This is a genomic window from Kitasatospora paranensis (genome assembly GCF_039544005.1).
Lineage (GTDB): Bacteria > Actinomycetota > Actinomycetes > Streptomycetales > Streptomycetaceae > Kitasatospora > Kitasatospora paranensis.
This window is the reverse complement of sequence record NZ_BAABKV010000001.1, coordinates 8,172,499-8,197,312: the sequence shown is the minus strand read 5'-3', so window position 1 is coordinate 8,197,312 and position 24,814 is coordinate 8,172,499. Positions and strand designations below refer to the sequence as shown.

The window sequence follows — 24,814 nt, the reverse complement described above, 5'->3', positions numbered from 1 at the left end:
CCCACCCGCGACGGCGACCGAGCGGGCGGGCCCGCGGCCGAGGCGCCGTCGGGTGCCGACGACGGGCCCGGCGACCGCCCCTGTCCCCGCCCCTGTCAGTCGATCAGGACGCCCGGGTTGAGGATGCCCCGGGGGTCGAGGGCGTGCTTGGCGGCGCGCAGCGCCAGGGCGAAGGGCTCGGGGCGCTGGAGGTCGTAGCCGGGGCGGTGGTCGCGACCGACGGCGTGGTGGTGGGTGATGGTGGCGCCGTGCCGGTGCAGGATGTCCGTCACAACGGCCTTGATGTCGTCCCAGACCTCGAGTTCGTCGCCGGGGCGGCCGGCGACGGCCACCGTGAAGTAGGGCGCGGCGCCGTCCGGATACACATGGGTGAGGCGGCAGTTGATGGTGGCCGGGTGTCCGGTCGCCTTCAGCGCGGCGGCGCCGACCTCGGTGCGGACGGCGTCGATCAGCGCGGGGATCCCGCCCCAGGTGGCCGCGGTCTCGAAGGTCTCGACGACCGCGCCCATGCGGGCCAGACCGTCGCGCAGGTAGGGCATGCGGAGGAACGCCGAGCGCCAGGCGCCGACGGCGGCCTCGGACGGCCTGTCACCGCCCGCCTCGGGCACAGCGCGCCGGCCGCCGTGGGCGCAGGCCAGGTCCACCGCGGCCGCGAGGCGGCCGTCGACCGGGCCGGTGGCGGATTCGAAACCCAGGACGAGGACGGCGGAACCGTCGTGCGAGGCGCCCGACAGCAGCGCCTCCCCGGGTCGAGCAGACGGCAGTTGGCCGGGGCGAGATCGGACTGGGCGATCGCGCGCACCGCGTCCAGCGCGCGGTGGAAGTCGGCGAAGGCCACGGACGTCGCCGCCTTCCAGCGGGGCCGTTCCTGCAGCCGCATCCACGCCTCCGTGATGACGCCGAGGGTGCCCTCGGAGCCGAGGAAGAAACGGTCCGGCGAAGGTCCGGCGCCGGATGCCGGCAGGCGCCGGGAGGTACCGGCACCGGCCGGTGTGACCACGCGCAGGGACTGCACGAAGTCGTCGATGCGGGTGTGGACGGTGGCGTAGTGGCCGCCCGCACGGGTGGCCAGCCAGCCGCCCAGCGTGGAGAACTCGAAGCTCTGCGGGAAGTGACGCAGGGTGAGACCGTGGGGCCGCAACTGCTCCTCCAGCACGGGGCCGAGGGCCCCGGCCTGGATGCGGGCCGAGCGAGCGGCGGTGTCGATCTCCAGGACGCGGTCCATCGCGGTCAGGTCGAGGGACAGCACGGCGCGGTGGGCGTCGCCGCGGTACTCCACACCGCCGACCACCGAGGACCCGCCGCCGAACGGGACGACGGCCACGCCGTGCCCGCCCGCCCAGTCCAGCAGGTCGGCCACCTCCCGGTCGCAGGTCGGCCGGCCCACCAGGTCGGGGATCCGTCCGGGGCGGCCGCGCAGGGCCCGGATGACGTCCCGGTAGGCCTTGCCCATCGCATGGGCGGCACGCGCCCGCGGGTCCGCCGTGACCAGGTGCGCCAGAGCGGACGGGACGGTCACGCCGGGAGGGCCGATGGTCAGGTCGGCCACCCGCGGTATCGGCAGCGGGCGCGCCAGGGTGCCCGGCAGCAGGGCACCCAGCGCGGCGCACTCGGCGTCGTCGGGCTGGGCGTCGGCGTAGCCCCAGCCCCACCAGGAGCGGATGCGGGACGTGCCGGGATCGGTCGCAGTGGCAGGCATGGGCGCGCTCCGGCGAGGTCAAAGGAACTTACCGTTGGGTAAATTACCGTAGGGTAAGATCTGGTCGCATGGCAACGCTTCCGTCCAGAGCCGGCACCAAGGGCGTGCCGAGGATCACCCGCGAACGGCAGATCCTGGCCGCGGCCACCGAGGAGTTCGGCCGCCAGGGCTACGAGGCCACCACCATGGCCGCCGTCGCCGCCCGCGTGGGCGTGACCAAGCCACTGCTGCACCAGTACTTCGGCGGCAAGCAGGACCTCTACCTGGCCTGCCTGGGCCCGATCGGCGACCGGCTGCTGGACGCCGTCCGCACTGCGACGGCCGGACACGGCGCCGACACCCGGCCCGCGCCCCTGCGCGTGCTGCACGCCCTGTTCACCGCCCTCGACGGGCAGCGCGAGGCGTGGTTCGTCCTCTACGACGCCACGCTGCCGCCCGACAGCGACGCCGCCCGCCTCGCAGCGCGCTACCGCGACGCCATCGACGACCTCGCCGCGATCGGCACCGCCGACCTCCTGCACCCGGCCGGGTCCGCCGATCCGGCCGACGCCGACGCCCTCGACGCCGATCCGCTCGACGCCGACGCCCTCAAGCACGCGTGGCGCGGCCTGTGCACCGCCCTCGTCCGCTGGTGGATCAAGCACCCCGACCAGTCGCCCGATGCCATGACCCGGCGTTGCCAACGGCTCTTCGCCGCCGCCCCCGGCATGCTCGCCGGCACCGGCGACCGCACCGCAGCGGCCGGACGGGCACCCCTCGCCCCGCCGCAGAATCCCTGAGCAGCGATGCACCCGAAAAGTCCATATTGGTACGCATTCTCGGGGTGCTCGGCTCTTTTGTGACGTACACCGCCTTCACGGCCTTTTGCAGGAAAAGTCTGGACGTGGGCATCGCCGGAGGGATAGAAAATCCCAACCCCTTCGGTCAGTGCACCGACAAATCTCCGCAGGGACACGCCCGACACGGACCCGCAGCCGCGGCCGAACACGTCAGCACGGGTGTGCCCTGCACGCCCACCACCCCGCCCTTCCCGCCGAGGTGACACCGTGACGCCGAACAGCGACACCCCACCCGCCGGACGGCCCCGCCATCCGCCGCCGAACCCCGCGATACCTGCAACTCCCGCGACCTCCGCGACCGCCGGCCCATAGCGGGCGCCGGCCCCTAGCGACCGCCCGACCCGACGAGCGCCCGACGACCGGTGTCCACCCACCGGCGACGCCCGTCGGCCGGATCGTGCTGCCCGAACCGTGAGCCCCCGGCTCTCTCCCCGCGGTTCTCCCCCGGCCTCAGCGCCCAGCACGCCCACCTCCCGCTCGCGGCCCCGCGCCGCCGGCGCACCCCGTGCGTCCTCCTGCCCCCTCCCCCGAGTACCGGAGCCCGTCATGCCGAAGCACGCCCGTCCCCGCCGAGTACCTGCCGTTCTGCTGTCCGGACGGTGGATCACCACTGCGGCGCTGGCCACCGCCGCAGTGGCGGTCACCACGGCGAACGCAGCCCCCAGCCACAGCAGCAGCCCCGGTTCGGTCACGGCGGCCCCCAGCCAGAGCACGTCGCTCGAACCCACGGCGTGGACCACTCCCGCGTCCGCCCACCACGGGGCCTCGGAGGACCGCAGCACCGCCGCGATTCCGACGCAGCGCGCCGAATCCCGGGTGCACCACGCAGCCATCCCCAGGCAGCGCAGCACCGGTGCGACCCGCACCGCCGCGCCGTCCGCACACGCCACGCGTCCGTCCACCACGACGGCTCCGGCGACCCACCTGCGGACGGCCGAGCACGCGACCACGAGCGCTGCCCGCACCACCACCGCCGCCCGAACGGCGCCGGTGGCCGCCCAGACCAGCGCCGCCCCGACCGCCACCGGGGGCACCGCGCAGCCCGGCGCGGCGTCGACCACCGCGCCGTCGACCACCGCGGCGCCGACCACCCAGGCGACCGGCAATCTGGACACCTGGATCAAGGACTCACTGGCCGTCATGGCCGCGAACCACATCCCGGGCACCTACGACGGCATCTACCGCAACATCATGCGGGAGTCGTCCGGCAACCCGCAGGCCATCAACCTCACCGACTCCAACGCGGCGGCCGGCCACCCGTCGAAGGGGCTGCTCCAGGTGATCGACCCCACCTTCCAGGCCTACCACGTGCCGGGCACCTCCACGGACATCTACGACCCGGTGGCCAACATCACCGCCGCGTGCAACTACGCCGCCCACTTCTACGGTTCCATCGACAACGTCAACGGCCCGTACTGACCGGAGCACCGCAGACCGCCCGCACCCCTGCCGTTCCGTGGCCGGCCGACCGGCCGCGGAACGGCAAGGGTGGGCCTCTTCCGGCGTACCGGCCGGCGCCGGCGGGGTCGTAAGGTCCTGGCCGTGACCGTTCACCGGATGCCGCCCGCGGAGGTCCCGATCTCCGTCGGGCTGGTGCGCCGCCTGCTCCGCGAGCAGCACCCCGACCTCGCGGGCCTGGCCATCGCACCGCTGACCAACGGCTGGGACAACCTCGTCTGCCGACTGGGCGAGCACCTGCTCGTCCGGCTGCCCCGGCGCGCCCTCGCCGCGGAACTCGCCGCCCACGAGCACCGGTGGCTGCCGGAACTGGCCGGCCGCCTGCCGCTGCCGGTGCCCGCGCCGGTGCGTCTCGGGCGGCCGTGCGCGCAGTACCCCTGGCCGTGGAGCGTCGTGCCGTACTTCCCGGGCCGGGTCGCCGCGCGCTGCGGGCCGACGACCTCGGCCCGGCCGCGACCGCACTCGGCGGCTTCCTGGCCGCCCTGCACACCCCGGCCCCCTCGGGCGCGCCCGCCAACCCGTACCGCGGGATCCCGCTGCCCGGGCGCGCCGACGGCGTGCTGCGCGGGCTGGCGCACGTGGCCGACCCGGGCCGCCGTGCCGCCGCACTGCGCGTCTGGGAGAGGGCGTCGGCCGCGCCCGCCCGGGACGGGCCGCCGCTGTGGCTGCACGGGGACCTGCACCCGGCCAACATCCTGGTCGACCACGGCCGGATCAGCGCGGTGATCGACTTCGGCGACATCACCGCCGGCGATCCCGCCACCGACCTGTCCGTGGCCTGGATGCTGTTCCCGGCGGAAGGGCGGGCTGCCCTGCGGCAGGCGTACGGCCGCGCGGACGAGGCCACCTGGGAGCGGGCCCGCGGGTGGGCGCTCGCCCTGTCGGTCGCCTTCCTCACGCACTCGGCGGACAACCCGCTGATGGCCGCCATCGGCGAGCGTGGCTTCCACGCGGTGCTGGAGTAGGTGCGAGCACCGCCCGCAGGCGCGTCAGCAGCGCCGGTAGACGTATCCCGAGGTGCCGGCCGGGCGGACGTCGCGGTCGCGCAGGACGACCGACAGCCGGCCGCGCCACTCGTCGCACGCCTTGTCGAAGTCCGCCGCCCGGTACTCGATCACGAAGACCCGGTTCCCGTACGCGGACGCGAAGGCTCCGCACTCGCCGTAGCGGCCGCACTCCTCCGCGACCGCGAAGTCGAACCCCACGGCCGTCCGCTGGTCCAGCATGGCCGTGGTGTTCTTCTGACCGATCGCCAGCCCCGCTCCGTGCGCCCGGTCGGCGAGGAGCTCGGCGAAGGCGGCGTTGGAGGACTTGCTGAGGCGACCGCCGGACCGGTCGTAGGAGTCCAGGTTGTCGGGCTCGACCGCCTGGTAGCCCTTGGCGGCGCAGTCGTCGATCCACCCGCCGACGATCGCGGCCAGCCGGGTGCGCTTGTCCGCCGTGGAGACGTCCAGCAGTGCCTCGTGCCAGTCCTGGTCGACGACCGGGTCGCCGCCGGAGTCGCGCAGCAGCAGGTCGGGGTGGTTCTGCTGCCACCAGTCGGTGGCGTCCGGCTGGGCCTGGAAGGCGTTGACGTAGCAGATGTTGTACATCCCCGCCGCGGCCGGGGCGGTACGGTCGCGGGAGACCGCGGCGACGCCGGGCGGTGGGGTGTAGGGGCCGCCGATCTGGTAGTCGAACCCCGCGCCCGGGGCCGGCAGCGTGACCTGGTGGCCGGCCCCGGCCGCCGCGGCACCGGCCCGGGCGGACGCCGTGCCTGACGGTGCGCCGGACGGACCTGCGCTGCTCCCGAGGGCGCCCCGGGCCGTACCGGATGTCCCGGCCTCCGCGGACGGGCGTGCCGACGGGGTGGGCGCACCCGCTCTCGGCGGGGCGGACCGGTGTGCTCCCGCCTGCGGACGGTCGCCGGCCGCACGGTGCTGCGGGCCGACACCCGCCGAGGCACTGGTGAAGGCGAAACCGGCGCCCAGCGCGGCGACCACGCCGACGGCCAGGCCGGCGGCGGCCGCGCGCCGGCGGACGAGGGGGAGGCGTGCCTGCTCATGGGACTCCTGCGGGTGGTGGATCACGAGGACGGATGCCATCCTCGTCCGCGGACCATGAGGAATTCGTGAGGCGGCCGGACCGGTCCGGCGACACCCCACGAACGGGCCGCCCCGCTGCGTCGTCCTACCGGCCGTCCGAGGGGCGCACCGCCCGGGTGCCCGGCCGCCGCCACCGCCCGCGGCGGGCGTCGCGGGCCAGCCGCAGGGTGAACACGGCACCGCCACCGGGCCGGGCGGCGATCCGGATGCTCCCGCCGTGCGCCACGGCCACCCGGTCCACCAGCGACAGGCCGATCCCGGTGCCGCCGCCGGGTGAGTGGAACCGGGTGAGGACCAGCGGGATCTCCCGCGGGTCGAGGCCCGGCCCGCGGTCGGCCACCACCACCTCCGCCCCGCGCACGGTGACGGCCACCTCGGCCGTCCCGGCGTGGGGCCCCGCGGCAGAGGTGCCGTGCCGCAGGGCGTTGTCGAGCAGGTTCCGGACCGCGAGCCGCGCGAGCCCCGGGTCGACCGCTACCACGGTGGCGGCGGTGTCGAGCGTCAGCAGGCAGGCTTCCGGCGGGAGTTCCGCGCAGACGGCCTCCACCAGCTGGTCGAGTCGCACCGGTTCGCGGCGCAGCACGTCGACACCGGCCCGCAGCCGGCCGCGGGCCAGCAGGTTCTCGATGACGTCCGCCATCCGGTCGGAGGCGCGGCGCAGCCGTGGCAGGTGCTCGGCGAGGGCGCCCGGCGCGATCTCGGCGAGATCCACGGCGCCGCGCATCACCGCGACGGGGGTGCGCAGCTCGTGGGCGGCGTCGGCGAGCAGCCGCTCCTGCTGGTCGAGCGCCTGCCAGGCCGGGCGCAGGCTCCGACCGGAGAGGGCGTGGCCGGCCGCGGCGCCCAGCAGGGTGAACGCGGCGCAGGCGAGGGCCAGGGTCGCCGCCAGTCGGCGGTGTTCTGCCGAGCCGCGCAGGGGGTCGCCGACCACGACGACGGCGCCCGCGACCCGTTGGGTGCCGTCCTCGTAGAACGGGGCGGCCAGCAGGTGGACGGGGCGTCCGGTGTCGTCCGTCCCTTCCCGGGTGACCGTCCGGTCCTGTGCCATGGCGGTCGCCGCCACCGTGTGCAGGTGTGCCGCCGACATCGGGAAGCGCTGGTGCCGGCTCGCGAACGCGGGCCGGAACGGCGCCTCGGCGCCCCCGGCCGGGCCGAGCAGGACGGTGACCTGCGGACTCCCGGTGGTGGCTTCGTCGTCCTGGAGCCCGTCCAGCTGGATCCGGCCCCGCTCGTAGTAGATCAGCGAGGTGACGACGGCTGCCCGGCGGCCCATCTCGTCGTACTCGGCGGCCTGCCAGGAGCGGGCGTCGGTGCGCAGCACCAGCAGGGACAGGGCGGCGAGTCCGACGGCGACGATCCCGGTGTACGCGGCCGTCAGGCGCCGTCGCAGCAGGCTCAGGCTGCGGCGGGCCGGGGAGCGGGCGGCGCGCTTCTTCACGGTCGTCACCGGGTCGTCCCCGGGCGCCCGTTGCTGCCGGTTCTCGCCGAACCGTCGGCGCCGCGGGCGCGACCGCGCGTCGCGCGGGGCGGGTCCGCGACGGCGGGGCCGGTGGCCGCTGGATGCCCGAGGCGGAATCCGCGGCCCCAGACCGTGTGGACGAGCGGCGGCGGGCCGAGCTTGCGGCGCAGCCCGGCGACGACCGCCTCGACGACGTTCGAGGAGGGCTCGGCCATCTCGTCCCAGCACTGGTCGAACAGCTCGCCCTTGGTGACCACCTGGTCGGCGCGGGCCAGCAGGGCGTGCAGGACGGCCCGTTCCTTGGGGGTGAGCGAGAGCAGCACGCCGGCGCGCCGTACTTCGTGGCGTGCCAGGTCGAGTTCGAGGTCGGCGAAGCGGAGGAAGACGGGCAGCCGGTGGTCGGCGCGGCGGGCGAGGCTGCGGACGCGCAGCACGAGTTCCGGCAGGGCGAAGGGCTTCGGCAGGTAGTCGTCGGCGCCGCCCTCCAGCCCGGCGATCCGGTCGTCGAGCGAGTCCAGGGCGGTGAGGAAGAGCACGGGTGCGGCCCAGCCCCGGCGCCGGCGCTCCTGCAGTCGCTCCAGCGCGTCACCGTCGGGCAGGACGCGGTCCAGCACGACGCAGAGGTAGGTGTTGACGTCGCACAGTTCGTCCGCGGCGGCCCAGTCGGCCGCTTCGTCGACGGAGAATCCGGCGGCGCGCAGCCCGGCGACGACGACGGCCCGCAGGTCGGGTTCGTCCTCCACCACGAGTATCCGCACGGGGGTCTCCTCGGGTGGCGCGGGCGGGCAGGTCCGGCGTGGAGCCGACCACTGTAACCGGACCGGGCCGGCCGGCCGACCTCGGGACCGGACACGGTGCATCCCCCGGGCCGGCTCCACGCGCGCCCCGCACGTCAGCGGGTCGGCTGACGGCTCGACGGCTCCGCTCAGGGGGCGGGCCGGGTGCGCGGGGCCGCGCCGTGCAGCACGTTGGCGAGCAGGTTCGCCGTGAACTCCTCGGTGAGCGGGAGGTCGGAGAGCAGCAGCCGGTGGTAGCAGGCGCCCCAGAGCTGGTCGACCAGTGCCTCGCAGTCGGCGTCGGCGCGCAGTTGGCCGCGTTCCTGGGCGCGGCGCATCGCCTCCACGGCGAGTCGCCGGCGCGGGTCGGAGTAGCGCGTGCGCAGGGCGACGGCGAGATCGGGGTCGGTCTGCGCCTGGCCTATGAGCTCGGTGATGACCCGGCCGGCGGGGGTGCGGGTGAGGAGGTGGACGAACGCGCCGAGCTGGGCGGCCAGGTCGGCCTCGATGTCGCCGCTGTCGGGAAAGGTGAGGGCGGGTTCGACGGTGTGGAAGTAGCCGTCGAGGGCGAGGGCTCCGCGGGAGGGCCACCACTTGTAGATCGTCGTCTTGCTGATCCCGGCCTTCGCGGCGACCGCCTCGATGGTGAACGCGCCCATGCCCGAGTCGAAGAGCAGCGCGCCGGCTGCCCGCAGTGCGTCGGCGCGGACCTCGGCGGCCGGGCGCCGTCCTCGGCCGCGCCGGTTCGGCGCGGTGGTCTCCTGGTCCGTGTGCGCGGGCATGGTGCGCGTCCTTCCTGTCCGTTGCCGTGGGGGCTCCACCGTGACATATGGACGGCGCGTCCACCACATGATTATATGGACTCAGCGTTCATTAAATCTGGGAGGCAGCACCATGTCCGACACCCCGCGGGTCGCACTCGTCACCGGAGCCTCCGGCGGCATCGGCCGCGCCGTCGCCCTGCGGCTCGCCGCCGCCGGCCTGGCGGTGGGCGCTCACTACGCCGGCAACAGGGCCGCGGCCGACGACCTCGTCGCCGCCGTCGAGGCAGCAGGCGGCCGAGCCCTCGCGGTCGGCGGCGACGTGGCCGACGAGCAGGCGATGGCCGCCGCGTTCGACCAGGTCCAGGAGGCGTTCGGCGGGATCGACGTCCTCGTCCACACGGCCGGGGTGATGACCCTCGGCCCCGTCGCCGAGTTCGACCTCGACGCACTGGACCACCTGATGCGCACCAACGTCCGCGGCACCTTCGTCGTCGCCCAGCAGGCGGCCCGCCGCCTGCGAACCGGCGGAGCGGTGATCTTCTTCTCCAGTTCGGTGACCCGCCTGGCCTTCCCCGGTTACGCGCCGTACGCGGCCAGCAAGGGTGCGGTCGAGGCCATGACGCTCGTCCTGGCCCGCGAACTGCGCGGCCGCGACATCACCGTCAACACCGTGGCCCCCGGCCCCACCGCGACGCCCCTCTTCCTGCACGGCAAGGACGAGCAGACCATCGACCGCCTCGCCGCCCAGTCCCCGCAGGAGCGCCTCGGCACGCCGGACGACATCGCCGCGGCTGTCGCCTTCCTCGCCGGCGACGGCTGGTGGGTCAACGGCCAGGTCCTCTTCGCCAACGGCGCGGTCGCCTGACACCCCCACCCCCGCCGCCCACCACCGCGGCGCAGGGCCGGCGGTCGACGGCGCGCGGTGTCATCGCAGACGCCACAGCCGGTCTGCGGCACCGTTGTCGACGCTCTGCACGCAGGTGGCGCCCGCGCCGGTGGCTCCGTTCTGCACGCCGAGGACCAGGCCGCTGTTGACGTTGAGCAACCGGAACCGGTCGCCGTTGCCGGTCACGAGCATCCGCCACAGGTGGTCGCGGGTGCCGTTGTCCGTCCACTGGAGGACCGCCGCGCCGTCCGCGGTGGACATGCCGGTGACACCGAGGACCTTGCCGCTGTTCTGGTTGCGGATGCGGAAGGCCCCGTCGGTGTCGGGCACGAAGGTCCAACCGTGGTCGGCGGTACCGGAGTCGTGCCACTGGAGGGCGGCCGCGCCGTCGCCGCGGCCCGCGTTCTGCACGCCGAGGAGGAGGCCGCTGCCCACGTTCTGCAGGCGGACCCAGCCGTCCGGAAGAATCTCCCAGACGTGGTCGTCGGTGCCGGTGTCACCGCTCTGCACGAGGGCCGCGCCCTGGGTGGTCGCGCCGCCGGCGACGCCGAGCAGCTTGCCGCTGTTGCGGTTGACGAGCTTGACCCGGCCGCCGCCGGCGTCGACGAGCTGCCAGTCGTGGTCGGTGGTGCCGTTGTCGGTCCACTGGACGACGGCCGCCCCGTCCGCGGTGGACATGCCCGTGACGCCCAGGACCTTGCCGCTGTTGCGGTTGCGCAGCCGGACGTAGCCGGCCGACGGTGCGAGTTCCCACTGGTGGTCGGCCGTGCCGGTGTCGGCCCACTGCAGGGCGGCGGCGCCGTCCGCGGTCGACATGCCCGTGATCCCGAGGACGAGACCGCTGCCGCGGTTGCGCAGCCGCACGTAGGCGGAGCGGGTGGGATTCGTCCAGTAGACGGTGCCGTACTGGTTGTGGGTGTCGAAGTAGGGGCGGAGCGTCACCGCCGCGCCGTCCGCGCGGGCGGTGAAGGTCAGGGCCGTGCCGGTCGGGGCGAGGGAGGCCGGGTCGAGCTCCGGCAGGTGCTGCAGGACCTGCGGGCTGGGGGCCGGGGGCGACCCCGGGTTCGGGCCCTGGCTGAAGGCACCGTACTGCCCGGCGAGCAGGACCGGCCCGTAACTGACCGACTGGACCGCGGGATCGTCGGGGGCGGCGGTGAGCCTGAGGGCCATCGGCAGTGTCACGGTGACGGTGTCGCCGCCGGCCCAGGTGCGGTCGAGCGTCGCGTAGGTGCCCGGCGTGGCGGGCTGGGCCGCGCCGTTGACCGTCAGCGAGGCGCCGGTCGCCCACTTCGGGATGCGCACCCGGATGACGGCGGCGCCGGAGCCCCCGATGGTGAGGGTGCTGGTCGCGGCCGCAGGGTAGTTCGTGGTCTGGGTCACCGTCAGGCCCGTCGCGGACCAGGTGAGCACGGACGGGATGAAGAGGTTGACCCAGAGCGTACGGCCGTTCGAGAAGTAGATGGAGTCGTTGAGCTTGGCGTACGTCTCCAGGCTGGAGCCGGTGTCGCACCAGAAGGTGCCGTAGTCGTCGTCGTAGACCTTGGCGGCACCGGGGCGCAGGTCGAGGTAGTAGGTGACGCGGCCGTGCGCGCTCGTCGGGTCCTGCTGCGGCAGGATCTCGTTGTAGAGCGCCCACTCGTAGTAGTCCATGTAGTCGGCGCGGCCCGGGTCGAGGAAGAACAGCTCGCGGGTGATCTTGAGGAGGTTGTAGACGTTGCAGACCTCGCACGACGCCGAGGAGAGGCGGTTGGAGATCTGGTCGGGGCCGTGGTAGATCTCGCCGTCGCTGTTCCCGCCGGTGCAGTAGGTGTGGTGCTGGACGACGATGTCCCAGTAGTTGCGGGCGATGTCCCGGTACCGGGTCGTGCCGGTCGCCTCGTACTCCCTGACCGCCCCCATCACCTTGGCCATCTGGGTGTTGGCGTGGAAGCCGTCGAGCTGGTCCTGGCCCGCGGCGAGCGGGTCGAACACGCGGGCGTGGTCGAACCGCTGGGCGACGGTGAGCCAGCGGCTGTCCCCCGTGAGCTGGTACAGGTCGGCGAGGACCCCGTTCATGCCGCCGAACTCGATGTCGAGATCGGCCTGCATCCTGGTGTAGGAGCGCTGGGAGGTCCACCAGTCCGCCCAGTCGGCGAATCCGAGCAGGACGGTCAGTGCCTGGTCGATGCCGAGGAGGCGGTGGGCGTCGAGCAGACCGGCCATGATCTTGTGGGTGGTGTACCAGACGACGATGTACTCGCCGTTCTCCATCCGGGTGAAGTCGCCCTCCGGGAAGCCGCCGAGGTAGCCGGTGCGGTAGCCGGCGGCGGTGGCCGCGGCCTGGCACTTGGCGAGCTCGGCGACGAGACGGGTGACGTTGGCGCGCAGTTGGGAGTCGCCGGTGGCGGCCACCGCGAGCGAGGCCCCCGACAGGTAGTGCCCGACCATGTGACCGCGCCAGCCCCAGGTCGGGCTCTCCCAGCCGCCGCACGGCTCCGCTCCCTGGGTCGACAGGCGGGCGGTGGTACGGAAGTTGTAGAGGAGGCGGTCCATGTCCAGGAACCGCATGTAGGCCAGCCGGCGGTTCTGCGAGTCGAGGAACCGGCCGGCGGTGAGGCGGACGGCGTCGGCCGGGAAGGGCGTGAGCTGGACCCCGATGTCGGCACGCGCGTCGCCGACGGGGGCTGTCGCAGCCGTGGCGGTGCCGGGCGCAAGGCCTGCCGCGACCGCTCCGGCCACGGTGAGGCGGAGCAGGTTGCGGCGGTCGATGCCGCCGGATGTTCCGGTCATGACGGTCTCCACGGGCTGAGGGAGTGAGGCGCGCACCGGCAGCAGCCAGCCGGTGGCAGCCGGAGGCGGGCACACGGGCGGCAACGGCGGAACGGGACGGCCGGACGGCCGGGGCGGGCTGCGACGGCACGGCCTCGGAACAGGAGGTGGACATGCGGCGGCTGTCGTCGAACTGGCTTGACAGGATGGGATGTTGACGCAGCTGCGGCACCTCCGGGGAATTATTGTTAGCGCTCACAGAGATGTCGTCAAGGTCTTGCGCGGCAGCAATCGACCGCGCTGGTGCCGGTCTTGTCCACGCCGGCCGCCGACTCAGGCCGGCCCCTCCTGGTCCAGCTCGCGGAGGCGGTCGGCCAGGAAGTCGCGTTCCACGGCGTTCCCGGTGAGCAGCAGCGCCTCCTCGTACGCCAGTCTCGCCTCGGCCGTACGGTTCAGCCGCCGCAGGAAGTCGGCGCGGGCGGCGGCGAGGTAGCCGTAGCCCGCCAGCTGCGGCTCGGCGGCCAGTTCGTCGACGGCGGCGAGCCCCGCGGCCGGGCCGTCGGCGAAGCCCACCGCGACGGCCCGGTTGAGGGCCACCACCGGCGACGGCCAGATCTGGACCAGCAGGTCGTAGAGCGCGACCACCTCGCGCCAGTCGGTCTCCTGCCAGCTCGGCGCCTCGGCGTGCACGGCGGCGACGGCCGCCATGAGGGCGAAGCGTCCCGGGGGCCTCGGGCGCAGCGCCTCGCGGACGAGTGCGAGGCCCTCGTCGATCTCGGCGTGGTCCCATCGGCGGCGGTCCTGCTCGGCGAGGAGCAGCAGCCGACCGTCGTCGGCCGACCGGGTCGCCCGCCGGGCGTCGGTCAGCAGGACGAGGGCCAGCAGCCCGGCGACCCCGGCGTCGCCGGGAAGCAGGGTGCGCAGCATCCGGGCGAGGTCGAGGGCGCGTTCGACCAGGTCCCGGCGGACGAGGTCGTCGCCGACGGGTGCGGTGTGCCCAGTGGTGAAGAGCAGGTGGACGACGGTGAGGACGGCGTCGATGCGCTCGGGCAGCTCGTCGGCGGGCGGCACCCGGTAGGGGATGCGCGCGGTGGCGATCTTCTTCTTGGCCCGGGTGATGCGGGCGGCCATGGCCGACTCGCCGACGAGGAAGGCGCGCGCCACCTCCGCGGTGGTCAGGCCGCAGAGCAGCCGCAGCGTGAGGGCGACCTTCGCCTCCTCGGCGAGGGCCGGGTGGCAGCAGGTGAAGATCAGCCGGAGCCGGTCGTCGGGGAACTCCTCCCCCGCCGCGGCCGGTCCCGGCGCGGGGTCGCCGGAGAGGACGAGGAGCTGCGGCAGTGACCGGCGCAGGGTGGCGTGCCGCCGGAGTTCGTCCATGGCCCGGTTGCGGGCGGTGGTGGTGAGCCAGGCACCGGGGCGCTGCGGGATGCCGCGTTCGCCCCACACGGTCAGTGCCCTGGCGTACGCGTCCTGGACGCACTCCTCGGCCAGGTCGAGGTCGCGGGTGACGCGCGCCGTCGCGGCGAGCACGAAGGCCCACTCGCGCCGGTGCGCGTCCGCGACCGCGGCGGCGACCGCGGGGTCGGGGGCCACGCCGGGAGCCACGGGGCGACCGTCGTCAGTCGAACACCCGCACCGGGCGGACCTCGATGCCGCCGCCGAAGTCGTCCGGGAGGTCCTTGGCGAGGGCGATGGCCTCGTCCAGGTCCACGGCCTCGACGAGGTAGTAGCCGCCGAGCGCCTCCTTGGTCTCGGCGAAGGGCCCGTCGGTCACCGCGAATCCGCCGGAACCGTCCGCACGGACGGAGGTGGCCGTGTCGGTGTTGTGCAGAGCGTTGGCGCCGAGAACGGCCGCCGCGTGGCGGTCCTGGAAGGCCATGTGCTCCTTGAGGACCTGCTGGGTCTTCTCGGGCGTGGCGGCTGCCACGGCGGCGTCCTCGCGGTAGATGAGGAGCAGGTACTGCGCCATGACGCGATCCCTTCTCGATCGGGCCCGCCGGTCGGGCCCTCCCGTCATGCCGACGGTCGGCATCCCCCGGAATCGACAGCGTCCCCGGACGATTTTCCTCGGTTCGTGTCGATTCGCCCCGTTGTCATCCGTCGATCGAGTGACAGCGATGCCCGCACCCGATCCGAGGAGCGCATGCCATGCCTTCCGCAGACACCCTCCACGCCTCCGGTCCCCGCGCGCCCGCGGCGGGTCCCCCGCGCCGGACGTGGACCCTGATCCTGGCCTCCCTCGGCCTGTTCATGGTCGCGCTGGACACCCTGGTGGTGACGACCGCGCTCCCCGTGCTGCGCGTGGACCTGGGCGCGAAGCTCACCGATCTCGAATGGACGGTGAACGCCTACAACCTGTCCTTCGCCTGTCTGCTGCTGACCGGGGCCGCGCTCGGCGACCGGTTCGGCAGACGGCGGATGTTCGTCATCGGGCTGCTCGGCTTCTCCGTCGCCTCCGCGGCGGCGGCGCTCTCGTCGTCCGTCGGCGTCCTGGTGGCCGCCCGGGCCGTGCAGGGCGGCTTCGCGGCGATCGTGATGCCGCTGACGCTGACCCTGATCAGCCAGGCCTTCCCGGCCGAGAAACGCGGGATGGCCATCGGGCTCTGGGGCGGCATCGCCGGCCTCGCCGTCGCGGCCGGGCCGGTGGTCGGCGGAGCGATCACCAACGGCCTCGCCTGGCAGTGGATCTTCTGGCTGAACGTCCCGATCGGACTGGTGCTGGCCCCCTCGCGCTGCGGCGGCTGTCCGAGAGCTTCGGGCCCCGGCCGCGCCTCGACCTCGTCGGCCTCGCCCTGGCCGGGACGGGCTTCCTCGGCCTGACCTGGGGGCTGGTGCGGGGGAACATCGCGGGCTGGGCCAGCGCCGAGGTGATCCTCTCCGTCCTGGCCGGACTGGCGCTGGTGGTCTGCTTCCTCGCCTGGCAGCGACGGACCCGCTACCCCATGCTCCCCCTCGGCCTGTTCCGTCTGCGCGGCTTCTCGACGGCCAACGGCGTCAGCTTCTTCATGTACGCCTCGCTCTTCGGCGCGCTGTTCCTGATGTCGCAGTTCCTGCAGATCGGGCTGGGCAACTCGCCGCTCAGGGCGGGCCTGTGGATCCTCCCGTGGACGGCGACGCCGATGGTGGTCGCACCGATCGCCGGCGCCCTGTCGGAGCGCTGGGGCAACCGTCCGTTCATGGCCGCCGGCCTGGCGCTGCAGGCGATCGGCCTGGGCTGGGTCGCCGCGATCGCCGAACCCGGCATGGGGTACGCCCAGTTGAGCGTGGCCCTCACGGTGGCGGGCGTCGGGACGTCCATGTGCTTCCCGACGGTGGCCAACGCGGTGATGGGCTCCGTTCCGCCGCAGGAGGCCGGTGTCGCCTCGGGCGCGAACAGTGCGATACGCGAGCTCGGCGGAGTCTTCGGGGTGGCCGTCCTCGCCGCCGTGTTCACCGGCCCGGGCGTCTACGGCTCGTCCCAGGCCTTCGTCGACGCCTTCAAGCCGGCCCTCTGGGTCGGAGCGGCGCTGGCCGTGTTCGGCATCGTCTCGGCACTGCTCGCCCCCAGGCACGCGAGTGCCCCTGCCGAGCTGCCGACCGACGTCCCCTCGACCGCGCCCGCGGAGGTGTCCACGGTCGTGGGTGCGGGCGTGGGTGCGGACATGCGTGGGGACGTCCGTGCGAACGCGCCGGGCCGGGCCGCCGCGGCTCCCGCAGCGGCCGCGCACACCCCGCAGCCCGTCCGCACGGACGGGTGACCGTCACCGGCGGCCCTCCCCCGCACCGGGAGGCCGGCGCCGACCGTGTGGTCGGCGCCGGCCTCCCGCACCAGGCGTCCCTCATGAGGCCTCGGGAGGGGATCGGGACCGGGCTACGGGCCCGGCGGAGGTCAGGACCAGGGCTGGGTGACGAGCCAACTGGTGTCGTCACTCCAGGCGTTGGCGCTGTCCCACGTGTTGCCGCCGCCGTCGGCGGCGATGTAGGCGCTGTAGTTGTAGTGACGCAGGTACTTGCCCGGGAAGTTGGCCGACTGGAACGAGAGGCCCTGCCCGCTGTGTCCCGCCTGGGGGCAGAACGTGGCGTCCTGCGCGAACAGGGCACTGCCGTCACCGGCCGCGACGTGCAGTTGGAAGTTGTAGTGGCGCAGGTACTGACCCGGGAGGTTGGCGGACTCGAAGGACAGGCAGGTGCTGTCGGCCAGTCCGGCGCGGACGATCCAGGTGGCGTCGGCCTTGTCGGTGGCCGAACTGGAGCCGCTGATCGGCGAGATGACCACGTTGGTGTCGGCGTCGTCGTGCCGGACGTAGTCCGAGGTGCAGCAGGCGGTCGTGGCCTTCAGCGAGATCCGCGCACCGGGCGTGAACGAGCCCACCGAGGCGGTCCGGTAGGCGACCGCGTTGATGTTGGCCTGGACGGCGTTCTCGGTGGCGTCCGAGGGGTAGCCGGAGGTCATCACCCCCTCGTAGAACGTACCGATCGAGGCCTTGCTGTTGTCCCCGCCGATGCCGAGGATGATGGCGCCCTCCTTGTGCATCGGGTTGTAGCCCGAGGCGTTGGGACGCGCCCCGTTGTAGTACGTGGACAGGCCCCCGTCTGCGCGTCGCCGGCGCGGATGGCCCACTGGTTGGGGCCGCCCTTGACGGCGGCGGTCAGGAAGCGGTGGCTGACGCTCGGATCGTTGGCGTTGTAGCCGACGTTGGCGCCGGAGAAGAGGCCGTTCTCGAGGTCGGCCATCACCCAGGGCCCGCTGCCGGCCCCGCTCCCCCAGTCCTTGCTGTTGCCGAAGTAGATGGCCTCCATGTGGCCGTTGCCGGTGTCCAGGCTGTTCGTCTCGGCATTGCCGTAGTCGAAGCAGCATCCGCCGTCGAAGTGCGTGCCGTCGAAGATCGCGTACATGCCCTCGGGCTGGTCGCCCGTGGCGATTCCCGAGGTGTGGTTGTTGCGGTAGCCGGTACCGGCGGCCACATAGACACCGTAGGCGGCGTGGCCGCCGACCGTGACGGGCGCGGCCGTGGCGGGGGCCAGGTTGTCGGGGCCGGACGCGGCGCCGCCCGCGGGTGCCTGGGAGAGACTGTTGCCCCGGCCCGACTGGTCGTAGAGGACGGTGATCAGGCAGGTCGTGCCTGCGCAGAACGCGTCCTGGGCGGCGGCGTCGGCGTAGCCGCCGGCACTCAGGACACCGATGTCCCTGGTCGCGTTGTCCGACCCGCGCCGGACTTGGTACAGCGCCCCGCTGTACGCGCCGTACAGGGCGCGGGTGGTGCTGTGTGCCGCCACGCAGGGTGTGCCGCCGGCGGCGTAGATGTCGCACGGCCCCTGGGTGGCGGCCTGCGAGGTCGCCTCCGTGCCGACGAGGAGCGCTGCGGCGAGGACCACGGTGGTCCCGGTCGCGAGCGCGGTGCGCTGCGCGCGGCGCAGCCACGTTCGAACAGCCAAGGTGAGCTCCTTTGCTCGTGGTGGGGCGATCAAAGGGCGAGCGGTTGGATCAAGCCCGTGCCGGTTCCGGCCGAAACCGCAGGTGATGAGCGGTCGAGCTTTTCAGGACAGTATGTTAACGCTAACAATCTGCCCTGACGCATACTCATGTTCACTGCGGTGAAAGGTGGTTGCCGGCCCGGCGACGGCCGGGCATCACTATGTCCACCGCCACCGGGCCACGTCAAGGCTCCCCGCAGAACCGCTCACGGCCGACAGCGTCCCGGGCAGGTCGAGCCGGCCATGCGCTCGATGGGCGCACACAGCGCGGGTTGTTGACTGTCATGGCTCGGCGGCGGGTCCGCATGGAGCGTCGAGGGAAGGGCAGACGGGCCGGGAGTGGGCCGGTGCAGAACGGAGCGGGCCGGCAGGTGACGGGGTCGACGGAGGGAGAGACGATGTCCAGGATCGAGGAGTCGGTGGAGGTGGCGGTGCCGGTGGCCGAGGCCTACGAGCAGTGGTGCCGGGTGTCGGCGTTCCCGCGGTTCATGAGCGGGGTCGAGGAGGTGGCGCCGGGCCCGGACGGCACGGTGCACTGGGTGGCCAGGGTGGACGGTGTCCAGCGCGAGTTCGATGCCGAGATCACCGAGCGGATCCCCGGGGAGCGGATCGCCTGGCGCTCGGTGGACGGTGCGGAGCAGTCGGGCGTGGTCACCTTCCACGACCTGGGCGCCGGCCGGACGAGGATCATGCTCCAACTCGACCACACCCCGCACGGCGTGATCGACCTGATCGGTGACCGGCTCGGCTTCGTCGCCCACCAGGTGCACCGCTGCCTGCAGGACTTCCGCGTGCATGCCGAGAGCCGGTCCCGGGCGGCCTGAGCCCGGTCGTTGGCCCTTCACGGTGAAACGCTCGCCGGACGCGAGCCGACCGGCCCCACCCCGGCACCCGGCACGCCGTCAGGCTGACTGCCGGGACATGCCGGTGGCGATCGCCCCCGCTCCGGACGCGGGTGCACTACCGTGCGGTCCAGGACCGGACGGCGTCGGCCTCGCGGCAGGGAGGTGTCAGGTGGCGGTCGAGCACGGTGAGGGTCCACCACCCGAGGATTTGCCACCCGGGGAGTTGCCGCCCGAGGCGGAGGTGGGGGCGCTGGCGGAGCGCCTGAAGGAGCGCATCTACGCGACGATCACGATGATCGCGGTGCTGGTCGGCCTCTCGGCGGGTCATGCCGGGCTCGCCGGAGCACTCGCCACTGTCCTGACGACCGCTCTTGGGCTCTGGCTGGCGACGGTCGTCGCCGACCAGCAGGCACATCGTACGGTCCACCGCCGCCGCGCCACCGGCCGGGAACTGCGCCGCATGCTCTACGTCAGCAGTCCGCTGCTGTCCTGCGCGGTGGGCCCGGCAGTGATGATCGGCCTTGCCGCGTTGAACGTGTTCGCCCTGTCCACCGCGCTGCTGACGGCGGTGGGCCTGGCGATCGCGTCGCTCTTCGTGTGGGGCTGCGTGGGCGGGCTCCGCATGGGCGGCGGGGCACTCGCCGCGGTCGTGGCCGGCCTGCTGGACGCGGCGGTCGGCCTGGCGGTCGCACTGGTCAAGGCATCGGCCGGGCACTGACGGGAGGAACCCACCCTCATGACGCCCGAACCGGGCGAACTGACGGAGGCTCGGAGCCGTCCTTCCTCCGGCAGGGACGGACATCGGGATGAACATCGGGTGAGGGAGCCGAGCGTGACGACGACCGATGGGCAGGTGAGTCGGCGAGCGGTCCTGGGCATGGGTGCCGGGACGGCTCTGGTCGCCGCGCTTTCGGTGATCGGGCCCACCCGGGCGGCGAGCACGGCGCCGCAGCAGGGCGGCGACGTCACCCGGGCGCTGGCCGATCTCGAGCACGAGCACGGTGCACGGCTGGGTGTGTTCGCGCGGAACACTGTCACGGGCGCACAGGTGCTGCACCGCGCACACGAGCTCTTCCCGCTCTGTTCCGTGCACAAGATCGTGACGGCCGCGGCCGTGCTGCGCGACCTCGACCGGGACGGCACCTTCCTCGCCCGTCGCATCCACTACACCGACCAGGACGTCGCCGAGGCCGGCTACGCGCCGATCACGGGCACCCCCGACCACCTGGCTGCCGGCATGACGATCGCCGAGCTGTGCGCCGCGGCGCTCGACCACAGCGACAATGCCGCCGACAACCTCCTGCTCCGTGAGCTGGGCGGCCCTGCGGCCGTCACCCGCTTCTGCCGGTCGATCGGCGACGGGGTGACGCGCCTGGACCGCTGGGAGCCCGCGCTGAACTCCGCCGAACCGGAGCGCGTCACCGACACGACGACCCCGGCCGCCATCGCGCGGACACTCACCGACCTCGTCCTCGGCGCGGCGCTCGCCCCGTCCGACCGGCGGCAGCTGACCGCGTGGCTGCGCGCCAACACCACCGGCGCCGCCCGCCTGCGCGCCGGCCTGCCCCCGCCGTGGACCCTCGCGGACAAGACCGGCACCGGGGCGTACGGCACCACGAACGACGTGGGGATCGCCTGGACCGCGGACGGGACCCCGCTGGTCCTGTCCGTCCTGTCCACCAAACCGGACGCGGACGCCGCCGCCGACGAACCGCTCATCGCCCGCGCAGCCGCCCTCCTCGCCCCGGCCCTCGGCCGACGACCAGCCGTCGGCTGAGTACCGGGGCGCCGCTGGGCCGCTATGCGGGTGCCACGCTGAACAGGGCGGCGCGGACCTCGTCGGCGCCGACGGCGCCGCAGCCCTGGACGCGGATCGTCACCTGCTCACCCGGGAGCAGGGTCACCAGCCCGCGGTCGGCGGTGGCTCCCGGGGCCAGCCGGTCGGGCTGGAGGAGCAGGTCGCGGACGAGGGTGCCGGCCGTGACCACGACATCCACCGCATCCGGGTCGGGACCGGTCGGCCGCACCGCGACCTCGAACACGGGCTGCGGGTAGGCGAAGACGCGGTCGGTCACCGGGAAGTGCACGGCCCGGAGCCCGTCGGCGTCGACGACCAGGAACTCCTTGGCGGAGCCCTCGGCCGGGGTCAGCGACCCGGGGACGGGCAGGCGGACCACCGAGCGGGCGCCGACGACGGTCTCGACCTCGGTCTCGGCGGTCACGGCGCCGTCGGCGGTCGCACGGCGGACGCGGACCGTGGTGCGCCAGGGCTCGCCGGCCTGGTTGACCAGAGCGATCTCGGCCGTGCCGGCGCCGCCCGGCCGGACGGTGAGGAGCCGGTCAGCGTAGAGGCGCCGGAGTTCGTGGTACAGCGGCTTGAGGTGTCCGTCGCCGTCGATCGCCGCCCAGGAGGAGACCGGCCAGCAGTCGTTGAGCTGCCAGACGACGGTGCCGGCGCAGCGCGGCCAGTTGGAGCGCCAGTGCTCGATGCCGGTGGCGATGGCGCGGGCCTGGACGACCTGGGCGAGGTAGTGCCAGCGGTCGAAGTCCTCGGGGAGGGCGAAGTGGCGTGCGATGCCGCGGTTGAGCTTGCCGTTGCCGTCGTCGGCCTTCTGGTGGTGGAGCATGCCGGGCGAGTCGGGGGCGAGCTCCTCCCCGGGCAGGGCGCGGGTGAGGGTGGCGTGGGCGGGAGGTGCCTGCCAGCCGAACTCGGCGACGAAGCGGGGCACGCTGGCGCGGTACTCGGTGAAGTCCTGGCGGTTCCAGACCTCCCAGGAGTGGTGGGTGCCGTGGTCGGTGTCGTTGGGGTGGTGCTCCCACGAGCCGGACCAGGGGCTGCCGGCGGCGTACGGGCGGGTGGGGTCGAGCTCGGCGACGATGCGGGGCAGCAGGCCGAGGTAGTAGCCCTCGCCCCAGGAGTCGCCGGCCAGTTCGGGCTCCCAGCCCCAGTCGCGGAAGCCCCAGAGGTTCTCGTTGTTGCCGTTCCAGAGCACGAGGGAGGGGTGCGGCATGAGGCGGACGACATTCTCCCGCGCCTCGGCCTCGACCTCGCCGCGGAGCGGCTGCTCCTCGGGGTAGGCGGCGCAGGCGAACAGGAAGTCCTGCCAGACCATCAGGCCGAGCTCGTCGCAGGCGTCGTAGAAGGCCTCGTCCTCGTAGATGCCGCCGCCCCAGACGCGGACGAGGTCGATGTTGGCGTCGGCGGCCTGCTGCAGGCGGTGGCGGTAGCGCTCGGGGGTGACGCGGGTGACGAGGGTGTCGTCCGGGATCCAGTTGACGCCCCGTACGAACAGGCGCTCGCCGTTGACGACCAGGGTGAACCCGGTGCCGTCCGCGTCGGCGGAGCGGTCGAGTTCGAGAGTGCGGAAGCCGATCCGGCGCTGCCAGCTGTCGAGCGGGCCGGCGTCGCCGGCGAGGGCGACGTCGAGGTCGTACAGGGGCTGCTCGCCCCGGCCGCGGGGCCACCACAGGGCGGGGTCTGGGACATCCAGGGTGAGGGTGGCGGTGTCGCCGTCGACGCGGGTCTCGACGGTGCTGCCCGCCACGGTCGCGCGGGCGGTGAGGGGGTGTCCGGTGCCGGTGGCCGTCCGCTCCACGGTGAGGTGCACTTCGACGCGCCCGATGCCGTCGTGGACGGTGACGAGCGGGCGGACCCGGGCGAGCCGCGCGGTGGACCAGTGCTCCAGCCGGGCCGGCCGCCAGATGCCGGAGGTGGGGAGGGTGGGGCCCCAGTCCCAGCCGAAGCTGCTGGCCATCTTGCGGATGTACTGGAAGGGCTCGGGGTAGACGTTGGGGCGCGTGCCGGTGACGGCGCGGACGTCCGCGGCCGCCTGGTAGGGGTTGGTGAAGTGGACGGCGAGCTCGCCGGTGAGTCCGGTGACGTCGAAGCGGTGGCTGCGGTGCATGTTGTGGGTGCGGCCGAGTTCGGTGCCGCCCAGGGTGATCCGGGACTCGGTGTCCAGGCCGTCGAAGACCAGGTCGGTGCGCTCGTGCGGGCCGGACGCGGCGAGCCGGGTGGTGTAGGTCCAGTCGCGGTGGCCGATCCAGGCGACGTCGTTCTCGTTGGTCCGCAGGAACGGGTCGGGCACGAGCCCGGCGTTCAGGAGGTCGACGTGGACACAGCCCGGAACTGCGGCGGGCAGGAGTACTCCCTCGTGGTGCAGGCTCCAGCCCTGGTCGAGGAGGGTGACGTCCTTCATGGGAACTCCGTTCGAGTGGCCGGGCAGATCGGGGCGGGCGCGAGCAACGTTAACCCGCCCGGAGCAATCTGTCCATAAACCGGTTCAGTAGCCGAAATCCTCAGGGCCAGAGAGCACTACCTGGGCTCTGAACTGCTGATTCTTGAGCCTTCGGGGGTGGTCGCCGCGCTTCCATGTGAGCGCCTTTGATTTACCGGTTCAGCATCGGTCAGCCGACGACGGTCCGCTGCGCGTCGGACCACTTCCTGTTGAGGTCGGCGAAGTAGCCGCGCTGGTCGCCCGGGGCCGCGCCGCGGGCGATGTCGACGAGCTTCTGCCGGTAGTCGGGGGTGTCCAGGCCGATCTCCGCGCTCTTCTCGATCCTGCTGACCGTGGCGGCCCTGTCCTGGGTCTGCGACACCATCCGCACGCCCCGTTCCTCGAACGGCTGGAGGGCGGCGGGCAGCGGGGTGCCCCTGACCGTGGAGATGGCCTGCTCGGCCCGGGCGCTGCCGGACTTCGTCAGGTACCAGTCGATCCAGGCCCGCGCGGCGTCCTTGTGCCGGGAGTGCACGTTGACGGCGTACTTGTAGTCGGGCTGGACGACGGTGCAGTAGTGGCCGTCGCGCTGGGAGGGGAACGGCATGAAGCCGATGTCGTCGGGGCTGTGCCCGGCGGCCTTGGCCGCGCTCTGCATCTGGGCGACGGCCCAGGAGCCGAGGAACATCGCGCCGATCCTGCCCTCCCCCATGAGGGTCTTGGACTTCTCCCAGTTCGTGGTGGTCGGGTCGGCCTCGGTCAGCCTCTGGTGGACGGCGCTGTAGAGGAGGCCGTCGATCGCGTAGAGGTCCTGCCCCGGGCTCCAGGGCTCGGCGGTGGCGGCCAGGGCGTCCTTCGCCGTGTTGTCGCAGCTCGGTCCGCCGATGCCGTCGCTCCACTGCTGCAGGGGCCAGGCGTCCTTGTAATTGGTGTAGTACGGCGTGGCGCCGGTCCTGGCCTTGATGGCCTTCAGGTCGTCGATGAACTGCTGCGGATCCGTCGGCCAGTCGGTCACGCCGGCCTGCTTCCACACCGCCTTGTTGTACACGAAGCCGGTGGCGATGCCGATGTTCGCGAGGCCGTAGACCTGGCCGCCGACCGTGGCGTACTCGGTGAAGTCGAACTGCGCGGACAGGTCGGTGGCGTCCCCGAGGGGCGCGAAGTAGGCCGGGTACCGGCCGAGCGCGAGGTTGTCGGGGATCAGGAGCACGTCACCGTAGTTCTCGGTGTTCATGCGGATCCTGGTCTCGCCCTCGTAGTCGGTGATGCCCTCGAACGTCACCCTGACCCTCGGGTGGACCTTGTTGAACTGCGCGGCGTACTTCTTCAGCGTGCCGTCGGAGACCTGGTCGGTGCGGTTGGTCAGCACCGTGATGTCGCCCGAGACCTTGTCCGGGTCGCCTCCCGTCACCGCTGCCGAAGACAGGCCCGAGCCGCCCTGACCGGTGCAGGCGGTGGCCATCACCGCGGTCGCGGCCACGACGGCCGCCCATCCTCTTCGCATTGTTCCTCGTCCTTCGCGCTGATCGTCATGGGCTTCGGCGGACGCCGGGGTGACGGCCGGGCACCTGGCCGGCGGGTTCTG

15 protein-coding genes and 4 pseudogenes are annotated in these 24,814 nt (G+C 73.3%); 8 read left to right on the top strand and 11 right to left on the bottom strand.

Annotated features, from left to right (window positions below):
* Positions 1–95 precede the first annotated feature (95 nt).
* Positions 96–1,699 (bottom strand): annotated as a pseudogene (locus ABEB13_RS38990) (FAD-binding oxidoreductase).
* A gap of 68 nt (positions 1,700–1,767) precedes the next feature.
* On the opposite strand from ABEB13_RS38990, the gene ABEB13_RS38985 reads away from it, so the two are divergent.
* The 3 genes and pseudogenes from ABEB13_RS38985 to ABEB13_RS38970 all read left to right on the top strand — a co-directional run bounded on the left by ABEB13_RS38985 (position 1,768) and on the right by ABEB13_RS38970 (position 4,961).
* Positions 1,768–2,478 carry a TetR/AcrR family transcriptional regulator gene (locus ABEB13_RS38985; RefSeq protein WP_345709336.1) on the top strand — a complete coding sequence of 237 codons (711 nt, stop codon included), beginning with the start codon at positions 1,768–1,770 and terminating at the stop codon, positions 2,476–2,478.
* Between the two features lie 606 nt (positions 2,479–3,084).
* Complete coding sequence (locus ABEB13_RS38980; RefSeq protein ID WP_345709335.1) at positions 3,085–3,957, top strand: transglycosylase SLT domain-containing protein; 873 nt, start codon at positions 3,085–3,087, stop codon at positions 3,955–3,957.
* 138 nt (positions 3,958–4,095) lie between these two features.
* Positions 4,096–4,961: pseudogene (locus ABEB13_RS38970) on the top strand (aminoglycoside phosphotransferase family protein).
* Positions 4,962–4,985: 24 nt separating this feature from the next.
* Here the strand turns inward: ABEB13_RS38970 and ABEB13_RS38965 are convergent.
* The 4 genes from ABEB13_RS38965 to ABEB13_RS38950 form a co-directional block, all read right to left on the bottom strand.
* Positions 4,986–5,990 carry an endo alpha-1,4 polygalactosaminidase gene (locus tag ABEB13_RS38965; protein WP_425559983.1) on the bottom strand — a complete coding sequence of 335 codons (1,005 nt, stop codon included), beginning with the start codon at positions 5,988–5,990 and terminating at the stop codon, positions 4,986–4,988.
* 175 nt (positions 5,991–6,165) lie between these two features.
* Positions 6,166–7,527, bottom strand: a complete 1,362-nt coding sequence (locus ABEB13_RS38960) for a sensor histidine kinase (RefSeq protein WP_345709333.1) — start codon at positions 7,525–7,527, stop codon at positions 6,166–6,168.
* Positions 7,524–8,297, bottom strand: a complete 774-nt coding sequence (locus tag ABEB13_RS38955) for a response regulator transcription factor (protein WP_345709332.1) — start codon at positions 8,295–8,297, stop codon at positions 7,524–7,526. Before ABEB13_RS38955 ends, ABEB13_RS38960 begins: the two co-directional genes overlap by 4 nt.
* Before the next feature lie 167 nt (positions 8,298–8,464).
* Positions 8,465–9,097, bottom strand: coding sequence for a TetR/AcrR family transcriptional regulator (locus ABEB13_RS38950; RefSeq protein WP_345709331.1), 633 nt, complete (start codon positions 9,095–9,097; stop codon positions 8,465–8,467).
* Positions 9,098–9,209: 112 nt separating this feature from the next.
* Between ABEB13_RS38950 and ABEB13_RS38945 the strand changes: the two genes are divergently transcribed.
* The gene (locus tag ABEB13_RS38945) at positions 9,210–9,944 is read left to right on the top strand and encodes an SDR family oxidoreductase (RefSeq protein ID WP_345709330.1); all 735 of its coding nucleotides are present in this window, start codon (positions 9,210–9,212) and stop codon (positions 9,942–9,944) included.
* Positions 9,945–10,004: 60 nt separating this feature from the next.
* Here the strand turns inward: ABEB13_RS38945 and ABEB13_RS38940 are convergent, their stop codons facing one another.
* From ABEB13_RS38940 to ABEB13_RS38930, 3 genes are all read right to left on the bottom strand, one after another.
* Positions 10,005–12,734 carry a beta-L-arabinofuranosidase domain-containing protein gene (locus ABEB13_RS38940; protein WP_345709329.1) on the bottom strand — a complete coding sequence of 910 codons (2,730 nt, stop codon included), beginning with the start codon at positions 12,732–12,734 and terminating at the stop codon, positions 10,005–10,007.
* 312 nt (positions 12,735–13,046) lie between these two features.
* On the bottom strand, positions 13,047–14,318 hold the full coding sequence (locus tag ABEB13_RS38935; protein ID WP_345709328.1) for an RNA polymerase sigma factor: 1,272 nt from the start codon (positions 14,316–14,318) through the stop codon (positions 13,047–13,049).
* Positions 14,319–14,331: 13 nt separating this feature from the next.
* Positions 14,332–14,682, bottom strand: coding sequence for a YciI family protein (locus ABEB13_RS38930; protein WP_345709327.1), 351 nt, complete (start codon positions 14,680–14,682; stop codon positions 14,332–14,334).
* Positions 14,683–14,861: 179 nt separating this feature from the next.
* Between ABEB13_RS38930 and ABEB13_RS41010 the strand changes: the two are divergent.
* Positions 14,862–16,450 (top strand): annotated as a pseudogene (locus ABEB13_RS41010) (MFS transporter).
* 131 nt (positions 16,451–16,581) lie between these two features.
* Here the strand turns inward: ABEB13_RS41010 and ABEB13_RS38915 are convergent.
* Positions 16,582–18,128, bottom strand: a pseudogene (locus tag ABEB13_RS38915) (alpha-L-arabinofuranosidase B).
* A gap of 437 nt (positions 18,129–18,565) precedes the next feature.
* On the opposite strand from ABEB13_RS38915, the gene ABEB13_RS38910 reads away from it, so the two are divergent.
* The 3 genes from ABEB13_RS38910 (at position 18,566) to bla (ending at position 20,789) form a co-directional block, all read left to right on the top strand.
* On the top strand, positions 18,566–18,991 hold the full coding sequence (locus ABEB13_RS38910; protein ID WP_345709324.1) for an SRPBCC family protein: 426 nt from the start codon (positions 18,566–18,568) through the stop codon (positions 18,989–18,991).
* Between the two features lie 190 nt (positions 18,992–19,181).
* Positions 19,182–19,730, top strand: coding sequence for a hypothetical protein (locus ABEB13_RS38905; protein WP_380230410.1), 549 nt, complete (start codon positions 19,182–19,184; stop codon positions 19,728–19,730).
* A 159-nt stretch (positions 19,731–19,889) separates the two neighbouring features.
* Positions 19,890–20,789 (top strand): class A beta-lactamase, encoded by a 900-nt coding sequence (gene bla, locus ABEB13_RS38900; RefSeq protein ID WP_345709976.1) that lies wholly within the window; start codon positions 19,890–19,892, stop codon positions 20,787–20,789.
* 22 nt (positions 20,790–20,811) lie between these two features.
* On the opposite strand, the gene ABEB13_RS38895 is transcribed toward bla, so the two are convergent.
* Together ABEB13_RS38895 and ABEB13_RS38890 are read right to left on the bottom strand one after the other, a co-directional pair.
* Positions 20,812–23,211: a glycoside hydrolase family 2 protein gene (locus tag ABEB13_RS38895; protein ID WP_345709323.1), complete on the bottom strand. Its 2,400-nt coding sequence runs from the start codon at positions 23,209–23,211 to the stop codon at positions 20,812–20,814.
* A 208-nt stretch (positions 23,212–23,419) separates the two neighbouring features.
* On the bottom strand, positions 23,420–24,733 hold the full coding sequence (locus tag ABEB13_RS38890) for an ABC transporter substrate-binding protein (protein WP_345709322.1): 1,314 nt from the start codon (positions 24,731–24,733) through the stop codon (positions 23,420–23,422).
* Positions 24,734–24,814: the final 81 nt, after the last annotated feature.

Bases quoted from the DNA above. Each gene is read 5' to 3' on its own strand.
- ABEB13_RS38985 (WP_345709336.1), top strand. From the start codon at position 1,768: ATGGCAACGCTTCCGTCCAGAGCCGGCACCAAGGGCGTGCCGAGGATC.
- ABEB13_RS38980 (WP_345709335.1), top strand. From the start codon at position 3,085: ATGCCGAAGCACGCCCGTCCCCGCCGAGTACCTGCCGTTCTGCTGTCC.
- ABEB13_RS38950 (WP_345709331.1), bottom strand. From the start codon at position 9,097: ATGCCCGCGCACACGGACCAGGAGACCACCGCGCCGAACCGGCGCGGC.
- ABEB13_RS38945 (WP_345709330.1), top strand. From the start codon at position 9,210: ATGTCCGACACCCCGCGGGTCGCACTCGTCACCGGAGCCTCCGGCGGC.
- ABEB13_RS38940 (WP_345709329.1), bottom strand. From the start codon at position 12,734: ATGACCGGAACATCCGGCGGCATCGACCGCCGCAACCTGCTCCGCCTC.
- ABEB13_RS38930 (WP_345709327.1), bottom strand. From the start codon at position 14,682: ATGGCGCAGTACCTGCTCCTCATCTACCGCGAGGACGCCGCCGTGGCA.
- ABEB13_RS38910 (WP_345709324.1), top strand. From the start codon at position 18,566: ATGTCCAGGATCGAGGAGTCGGTGGAGGTGGCGGTGCCGGTGGCCGAG.
- bla (WP_345709976.1), top strand. From the start codon at position 19,890: ATGGGTGCCGGGACGGCTCTGGTCGCCGCGCTTTCGGTGATCGGGCCC.
- ABEB13_RS38895 (WP_345709323.1), bottom strand. From the start codon at position 23,211: ATGAAGGACGTCACCCTCCTCGACCAGGGCTGGAGCCTGCACCACGAG.
- ABEB13_RS38890 (WP_345709322.1), bottom strand. From the start codon at position 24,733: ATGCGAAGAGGATGGGCGGCCGTCGTGGCCGCGACCGCGGTGATGGCC.